At 72.0% G+C, this 7,089-nt stretch carries 9 protein-coding genes; 4 read left to right on the top strand and 5 right to left on the bottom strand.

The features are described 5' to 3' along the window. Window positions 1-896 (top strand): Gfo/Idh/MocA family protein (locus tag ABT116_RS20790; RefSeq protein ID WP_351635884.1); only part of this gene is annotated, 896 nt, incomplete at its 5' end. 49 nt (window positions 897-945) lie between these two features. After that, on the top strand, window positions 946-1,704 hold the full coding sequence (locus ABT116_RS20785; RefSeq protein ID WP_351635881.1) for an SDR family oxidoreductase: 759 nt from the start codon (window positions 946-948) through the stop codon (window positions 1,702-1,704). Between the two features lie 287 nt (window positions 1,705-1,991). On the opposite strand, the gene ABT116_RS20780 is transcribed toward ABT116_RS20785, so the two are convergent. The 3 genes from ABT116_RS20780 to ABT116_RS20770 form a co-directional block, all read right to left on the bottom strand. Next, complete coding sequence (locus ABT116_RS20780; protein ID WP_351635878.1) at window positions 1,992-3,134, bottom strand: D-alanyl-D-alanine carboxypeptidase family protein; 1,143 nt, start codon at window positions 3,132-3,134, stop codon at window positions 1,992-1,994. Window positions 3,135-3,258: 124 nt separating this feature from the next. Beyond that, window positions 3,259-4,245, bottom strand: coding sequence for an aldo/keto reductase (locus tag ABT116_RS20775; RefSeq protein WP_351635875.1), 987 nt, complete (start codon window positions 4,243-4,245; stop codon window positions 3,259-3,261). Between the two features lie 58 nt (window positions 4,246-4,303). Then, window positions 4,304-4,630 carry a nuclear transport factor 2 family protein gene (locus tag ABT116_RS20770; RefSeq protein WP_351635872.1) on the bottom strand — a complete coding sequence of 109 codons (327 nt, stop codon included), beginning with the start codon at window positions 4,628-4,630 and terminating at the stop codon, window positions 4,304-4,306. Window positions 4,631-4,777: 147 nt separating this feature from the next. Between ABT116_RS20770 and ABT116_RS20765 the strand changes: the two genes are divergently transcribed. Together ABT116_RS20765 and ABT116_RS20760 are read left to right on the top strand one after the other, a co-directional pair. Then, window positions 4,778-5,335 (top strand): DoxX family protein, encoded by a 558-nt coding sequence (locus tag ABT116_RS20765; protein WP_351635870.1) that lies wholly within the window; start codon window positions 4,778-4,780, stop codon window positions 5,333-5,335. 55 nt (window positions 5,336-5,390) lie between these two features. Further along, window positions 5,391-5,756 (top strand): MazG-like family protein, encoded by a 366-nt coding sequence (locus ABT116_RS20760; protein ID WP_351635868.1) that lies wholly within the window; start codon window positions 5,391-5,393, stop codon window positions 5,754-5,756. A gap of 33 nt (window positions 5,757-5,789) precedes the next feature. Here ABT116_RS20760 and ABT116_RS20755 read toward each other — a convergent pair whose 3' ends face one another. Both ABT116_RS20755 and ABT116_RS20750 read right to left on the bottom strand, forming a co-directional pair. Then, on the bottom strand, window positions 5,790-6,572 hold the full coding sequence (locus tag ABT116_RS20755) for an Rv1363c family protein (RefSeq protein WP_351635865.1): 783 nt from the start codon (window positions 6,570-6,572) through the stop codon (window positions 5,790-5,792). Between the two features lie 49 nt (window positions 6,573-6,621). Further along, window positions 6,622-7,086 (bottom strand): Rv1363c family protein, encoded by a 465-nt coding sequence (locus tag ABT116_RS20750; protein WP_351635862.1) that lies wholly within the window; start codon window positions 7,084-7,086, stop codon window positions 6,622-6,624. Window positions 7,087-7,089 lie beyond the last annotated feature (3 nt).

The following is a 7,089-nucleotide window of genomic DNA, read 5'->3' as shown; positions in this document are numbered from 1 at the left end:
CGAAAGCGTTCGCGGAGCGGTTCGGGATACCCCGGGCCTACGGCGACTGGAACGCGCTCGCCCAGGACGAGGACATCGATGTCGTCTACGTCGCCACCCCGCACACGGCGCACCGGACCGCAGCCGGGCTGTGTCTCGCGGCCGGGCGGAACGTCCTGTGCGAGAAGCCCTTCACGCTGAACGTGCGTGAGGCCGGGGAACTCGTCGCGCTGGCGCGGGAGCACGAGCGCTTCCTGATGGAAGCGATGTGGATGTACTGCAACCCGCTGGTACGGCGGCTCAAGGCCCTGGTCGACGACGGAGCGATCGGCGAGGTGCGCAGCGTCCAGGCCGACTTCGGGCTGGCCGGGCCCTTCCCGCCCTCGCACCGGCTGCGCAACCCGGAGCTGGGCGGCGGCGCGCTGCTCGATCTCGGCGTGTACCCGGTGTCGTTCGCGCAGCTGCTGCTCGGGGAGCCGTCGGACATCGCCGCGCGGGCCGTGCTCTCCGAGGAGGGCGTCGACCTCCAGACGGCGGCGGTGCTCTCCTTCGACAGCGGCGCCCTCGGTTCGGTGCACTGCTCCATCGTGGGCGGTACGGCGACCTCCGCCTCGGTCACCGGCTCCCAGGGCCGGATCGACATCCCGCACGGCTTCTTCTTCCCGGACCGTTTCGTCCTGCACCGGGACGGCCGTGACGCCGAGGAGTTCACGGCCGATCCGGCGGACGGCCCCCGCAACAGCCTGCGGCACGAGGCGGCCGAGGTGATGCGGGCTCTGCGTGCCGGGGAGACGGAGTCCCCGCTGGTTCCGCTCGACGGCACGCTCGCCGTGATGCGCACACTGGACGCGATCCGGGACCGGGTCGGCGTCCGCTACCCGGACGAGCTGGGCGAGCCGGAACTCACGCTCGCCTGACGCGGCGAGCCCGCCGGGGCAGGGACGTGCTCCCGTACGCTGCGGGCCCATGAACGCCAAGGACAATGCAATCGCGGTGGTGACCGGGGCGGGTTCGGGCATCGGCCGGGCGGTCGCCGTGGAACTGCTGCGCACGGGCTGGTCGGTGGCGCTGGCGGGCCGGCGCGAGGAGACGCTGGAGGAGACGGCGGCGCTGGCTCCCGGGACCGCGTCTCTCGCTGTGCGGACGGACGTCTCACGCCCCGAGGACGTGAGCGCCCTGTTCGCCGCCACCGTAGGGCGCTTCGGCCGCGTCGACCTGCTGTTCAACAACGCGGGCACGTTCGGCCCCGGCGGTGTGCCGGTGGAGGAACTGCCCTACGAGGCCTGGCGGCACGTGGTGGACACCAACCTCAACGGGGCGTTCCTGTGCGCGCAGGCGGCGTACCGGCAGATGAAGGAGCAGGACCCGCAGGGCGGCCGGATCATCAACAACGGCTCGATCTCCGCGCACACGCCCCGCCCGATGTCGGTGGCCTACACGGCGACGAAGCACGCGCTGACCGGCCTGACGAAGTCCCTCTCCCTGGACGGACGGCCGTACGGGATCGCGGTGGGGCAGATCGACATCGGCAACGCGGCCACCGACATGACGTCCCGTATGCAGACGGGAGCGCTCCAGGCGAACGGGGAAGTAGCCCCGGAACCGGTGATGGACGTCGCGGACGTGGCCCGCACGGTGCGGCACATGGCAGAACTGCCGCTGGAGGCGAACGTGCAGTTCGCGACCGTACTGGCGACTGCGATGCCGTACGTCGGACGCGGCTGAGCGCGCGACAACGCCCGCGCGGATTTCGTCAACTCGTCAACCTGCACAAACGGAATAGGAACCTCCGCCCCATTGCGGCCGGTAGGGAGCTTATGCTCAACTCTCCTACACGAAAGCTTCACAGTTGGAGTGGAACGCTTCCGTCGGCCACCTCCAGGGGGGAGGCGGCAGTCGTTCCACGGCACCGGGTGGGGGTGGATTCCGCGAGGGACCGCGGAGTACGCACCGGTGCGCGTGGAACGACTGCCGCTCAGTTCCAGGACCTGCCGCCGCCCCGCCGGTGACCGTCACTCCCGGTGCCGTCCCCTCGCTCGCCCGGGTGCCAGGCGCCGGCGCAGCGCCCAGGCCCCGCCCGCCAGCAGCGCCACCGCGGTTCCGGCACCTTCCACCAGCCGCCCCGTCGAGGGCCCCTGGGCGACCGCGTGAGAGGCGGCGGGGCCGTTCCTCGGCGCAGTCTCCGCCCCCTGCCCCGCGCTCACCGGCTCGACCAGCACACCCACCGGCCGTGCCGAAGCACCGTGCGAGAAGCCCCAGTCGAGCAGTGCGGCGGCCTCCTCGTAGACGGCGTCGACACGGTCGGCGGGGTGCATGACGGTGACGAGCAGTGTGCGCCCGGCGCGCGTGGCGGCACCGGTGAAGGTGTTGCCGGCGTCGCTGGTGTAGCCGTTCTTGACACCGATCAGCCCCGGGTACGCGCGCAAACCCCACGTTCCGCTCAGCAGCCGGTCGGTGTTCTGGATCTGGAACGTCTTCCCTCCCCCGGCCGGAAAGTCAGCCGTCCGCGTCCGGCAGTAGGCGCGGAAGTCGGGGTCGCGCAGCCCGTGCCGCGCGAAGAGCGTCAGGTCGTACGCCGACGACAGCTGCCCCGGGTGGTCGAAGCCGTCCGGGCTGACCACGTGCGTGTCCAGGGCCTGCAGTTCCCGCGCCTTGGCCCGCATGTCCGCGACGGTTTTCGCCACACCGCCGTTCATGTGGGCGAGGACGTGCACGGCGTCGTTGCCCGAGCGCAGGAAGACGCCCTGCCAGAGCTGGTCGACGGTGTACGTGGTCCCAGCCCGTATGCCGACGAGGCTGGAGCCCGCCGGGATGCCGGCGAGGTCGGCGGCGGTGACGGTGTGCCGGCCGCCGCGCGGAAACCTGTCCAGCACCGTGTCGGCGAACAGCATCTTCAGCGTGGACGCGGGCGGCAGCCGCCGGTGCGCCCGGCAGGCGGCCAGCACGTCACCGCTGTCGCCATCGGCGACGAGCCAGGAACGGGCGGTGAGCCGCCGGGGCAGTCCGGTGGTGCTGCCGACCTGCACGGTGTCGCGGCCGAGGCGGTCGCCGCCGAGCACGAGGGTGTGGGCGGGTGCGGGTGCGGTTGCCGCCACCGGGAGGCTCACGCCTAGGGCGAGCAGAGAACGTCTGGACAGCCGGGCTGAGTCACACATCCCGCGACGGTACGAAGCGGAATCACGAGGGCGTGCACGGAACGTTCAAAGACTGGCCAAAGGTCCCGTAAGGTCGGCACCGGGCTGCCGGTCGGCGATGGGCGCCTGCGCAGCCGGTCGAGGTTCAGCGCCCGAGCAGCCGGTCGACCTCGGCCACCTGTGCGTCGGTCAGGGCCCCCTTCTCCAGCGCTCCCGCGTTCTCCTCCGCCTGGGCGACCGACCGGAAGCCGGGGATGGGCACCGTGCGTGCGCTGCGCGCCCACAGCCAGGCCAGGGCGCCCTGGGCGGGCGTACGGCCCTCGCTGGTGAGGACGTCCCTGAGGGCATCCACGCGGGCGAGCCACTCCGGGTCGGCGCCGGACCCGTCACCGAACCCGCGCAGCCAGGCCGGGGGCCTGCTGCGGATGTCCCCGGCCTCCAACGGCTGCCGGTCCCGGCGCTTCCCGCTGAGCAACCCCATCGCGAGCGGACTGCGGTTGATGCTCGCGAGGCCGGCCTCCTCGCACAGCGCGAGCATCGCGGGCGCGTCGGTCAGGACGTTGAGAGCGTGCTGGACGGCGGCGCAGTGCGGCCCCTCGGCGAACACGGCGGCGCGTGCGGGGTCGTCGGTGCTCCACGCGTAGGCCCGTATCAGCCCCTCGCGGACCAGTTCCTCGCATGCGTCCCGGAGCCGGGCGGCCTGCACGGGGTCGGCGTCGGAGAGATGGAACTGGTAGAGGTCGACGTAGTCGGTGCCTAGCCGGCGCAGGGAGGCGACCAGGGCACGGCGCAGATGGGTCGGGGAGTCGTCGCTACCGGTGAGGGTCCGCGTCTCCTCGTCGAACACGTTGCCCCACTTGGTGGCGACGACGACGTCGGCCCTGCGCTTGCCGAGGGCCCGGCCCAGCACGCGTTCGCTGTGCCCGGCGCCGTAGGTGTCGGCGGTGTCGAAGAAGGTGACGCCCAGGTCGAGGGCGCGCCGCACCGCCCGCACCGACTCCTCGTCGTCGACCTTGCCCCAGCCGAGCGGTTGCCCGTCGGCCGCCTGCCACTCTCCGCCGATCGCCCAGCAGCCGAAGCCGAGGGCACTCACCTCGATGCCGCTGCGTCCCAGCGGCCGTGTGGTCTCCATGCCCGGAGGCTAGAAGGTGGAGTGCACACGAGGACAAGCCCCTACGGGTGAAGGGATCTCAGGCCTGCCCGGTGTCGAAGCGCGTGATCCGGCCGTCGTCGTCCACGTGGAAACTCCACCGGGTGCGCATCTCGCCCCAGGTGTCGTTGCTGTAGCGGGCGAGGAGGGAACGGCCGCCGTTGGACTCGTTGTCGACCTCCATGTGGCCGTGGGAGGAGAAGATCTCCCGTTCCACCCAGTCGGCGAGGTCGCGGTCGGAGCCGTCGTCGGTCATGGTCGCATCCGGTGCGAGGAGCTCCATGAAGCTCTCACGGTCGTGGTTGTTCACGGCGGTCACGAAGGCCCGGACGGCCGGATCGCTGAGGCGCGTGGTCTGAATCGTCATGCGAGCAGCGTCGTACCGGCCGCGGCCCCCCGCCACCCGTACCACCCGAACGGCGTCCCGGACGGGTCCGCGGGGTGTGGGGGGTGCGACGGTGGAAACGCGAAGAGGGGCGTTCCTCTGTTCCTGCTGCCTGCTACGGGAGACGACGTGAGGCGTAACGACCGACGTGATCTGGGTCTGCTGCTGCTCCGGCTGGGGGCGGGCGGTGTGCTGGCGGCGCACGGCACACAGAAGCTGTTCGGCTGGTTCGGCGGGCACGGCATCGAGGGCACCGGCCAGTTCATGGAGTCCGTCGGCTACTCCCCCGGCAAGGCGAGCGCGACGGCGGCGGGCCTCGCGGAGACGGGCGGCGGCACGCTGCTGGCCCTGGGCCTGGCGACCCCGGCCGCGGGAGCGGCGGCGGCAGGCGCGATGGCCGGAGCGGCGGCGGTGCACGCCCCGAACGGCTTTTTCAACCAGGGCGGCGGCTACGAGTACGCGGCGACGCTCGGCCTCACGGCAGCGGGCCTGGCCATCACCGGCCCGGGCCGCCTCTCCGTGGACCACCTGCTCGGCCACGCGGTGAACCGCGGCTGGATGATCCCGGCGGCCTTCGCGGCGACGGCGGCGGGCACGGCGGTGGTGGTGGGGGCCCGGGCGAGGCGGCTGCGGAAGGCGAAGGAGGGGGAGCAGGAGGCGTTGTTCGAGGAGGAGTACATGGAGTAGGAGGCGGGGGGCCAGGACCCGGCGTTGTCAGTCCCCCATGGCAGGCTGCGCCCCCATGAACGAACAGTCCCCCGCCCCTGAACTCTGGTCCACCATCGACGCCTTGTACGAGTGGCTCGACACCAACCGCCCGGTAGAGGGCCGCGAGGGCCTCCTCCTGCGCATCCTGAAACTCTCCGAGGAGGTCGGCGAGGTCGCGGAGGCGGTGATCGGGGCGACGGGGCAGAACCCGCGCAAGGGCGTCACGCACACGTGGGAGGACGTGGAGGCGGAGTTGTGTGATGTCGTCATCACGGCGCTGCTGGCGTTGCGGACCCTGACGCCGGAGGCGCGAGAGGTCCTGGCACGGCACCTGGAGCGGGTGGCACGACGGTCCACGGCGCACTCGGCCCAGGCGGACGTTCCGCGTCAGTCGCTCTGATCACCGGGTGACGCACAAGAGCCCGTTCACCTTTCACAGCGCGTCCACCGCGCTCACCTTCCACTCGTCACCCGTACGGCTCATGGTCATCCGAACCCGGTTCTGGTCCACGCGGGACCCCGACACCTGGGTGCTCTCGGTGACCTGGTTGACGAAGAGCAGGACGACGACCTTGTCGGGCGAGGCCGAGACGACGGAGGCGGCCGGGGCGCCGCCGGAGCCGGGGGCGGCGACCCTTGCCTTCACGACACCGTGGTACTTCTCGGCCGTCGGGGCGACCACGGTCTTCGTGGTCTTGCCGTACTCGTCCCGGAAGTCACCGGTCAGGTGGGCGCGGGCCCTCGAGAAGTCCTTCTCCAAGTGACGGTAGTCGTACGACAGGACGATCGGTGCCGCTGTGCGCGCGGCCGTGAGCGCCTCGGTCCGGGCGGTCTCCGTCAGGCGGCCGTCGCGGTACTGCCGTCCCAGGGCGGCCAGCGCGACCAGGCCGGCGACGAGCAGGACGGCCAGGAGCAGGGTGAGCAGCTTCCGTCGGCCGCCGGAGCCGGGCTCGCTGCGCTCCTGCGGCCCGTCGTCCCCGAACGACTCCGGCGACGGCTCCGGCGGGTCGTCCCAGCCGTGCTTCGGGGCCTCGATGAGGACGGTGCGTCCGGCGAGTGGCCGCTCGGCCCGGCGCGGGGACTCCGCGTGGGTGGCCGTCACCGCGCCCGCTTCGCGGTGGCCGCGCTCCGCGCGCTTCGCCGCCGCGCGGGCGGCGGCCGTCATGGTGCGGCGCGTGCCGGGACCGGGGGCGCGGCCGGTGGTCGTCTTCGGCATGGTGGGTACTCCTCGTCGGTGCTTGTCGGTCGGCGAATCGGCCCGTGAGTCAGCCGACGAACTCGACGTCGGACGTCAGCCAGCGGCCGTCCTTGTGTACGAGGTCGAGCTGGAGCCGGTACGTGCGCGCCTCTCCCCCGGGCACGGCGGTGTTGGTCACCTTGCTGTCGGCGACCACCAGCACACGGGCCGAGTCCTCGTCGGAGCGGACGATGCCCGCCTCCAGGACCTGGCCTTGGGACACGGACTTGTTCTGGGCCACCAGCTTCGTCAACTGCTCCGTCTGGGCGGTGAACTGCTTCTTGAAGTCGCCCGTCGCGCCCGCCAGGACATTCGCGCTGTCGCGGTCGTAGTGCCGGTAGTCGAGGGAGGTGAAGTTCAGTGCCGACTGGCGGGCCGCGGCCAGGATGCCCTGGCGTCGATGGTCCGCCTCGTTCTGTGCGTGGATTCCGGCTGCCAGCCAGAGCGCCAGCGCTGTGGTGACGACGGTCGCCACGACGAGTCCCGCCGTCATCAC

Source organism: Streptomyces sp. NPDC002130, assembly GCF_040296465.1.
GTDB lineage: Bacteria > Actinomycetota > Actinomycetes > Streptomycetales > Streptomycetaceae > Streptomyces.
Note: the sequence above shows the minus strand (reverse complement) of the source record. Positions and strands in the feature narration are given on the sequence as shown.

Coding starts and splice junctions, on each gene's coding strand:
- ABT116_RS20785 (WP_351635881.1), top strand. CDS start 946: ATGAACGCCAAGGACAATGCAATCGCGGTGGTGACCGGGGCGGGTTCG.
- ABT116_RS20780 (WP_351635878.1), bottom strand. CDS start 3,134: ATGTGTGACTCAGCCCGGCTGTCCAGACGTTCTCTGCTCGCCCTAGGC.
- ABT116_RS20775 (WP_351635875.1), bottom strand. CDS start 4,245: ATGGAGACCACACGGCCGCTGGGACGCAGCGGCATCGAGGTGAGTGCC.
- ABT116_RS20770 (WP_351635872.1), bottom strand. CDS start 4,630: ATGACGATTCAGACCACGCGCCTCAGCGATCCGGCCGTCCGGGCCTTC.
- ABT116_RS20760 (WP_351635868.1), top strand. CDS start 5,391: ATGAACGAACAGTCCCCCGCCCCTGAACTCTGGTCCACCATCGACGCC.
- ABT116_RS20755 (WP_351635865.1), bottom strand. CDS start 6,572: ATGCCGAAGACGACCACCGGCCGCGCCCCCGGTCCCGGCACGCGCCGC.
- ABT116_RS20750 (WP_351635862.1), bottom strand. CDS start 7,086: ATGACGGCGGGACTCGTCGTGGCGACCGTCGTCACCACAGCGCTGGCG.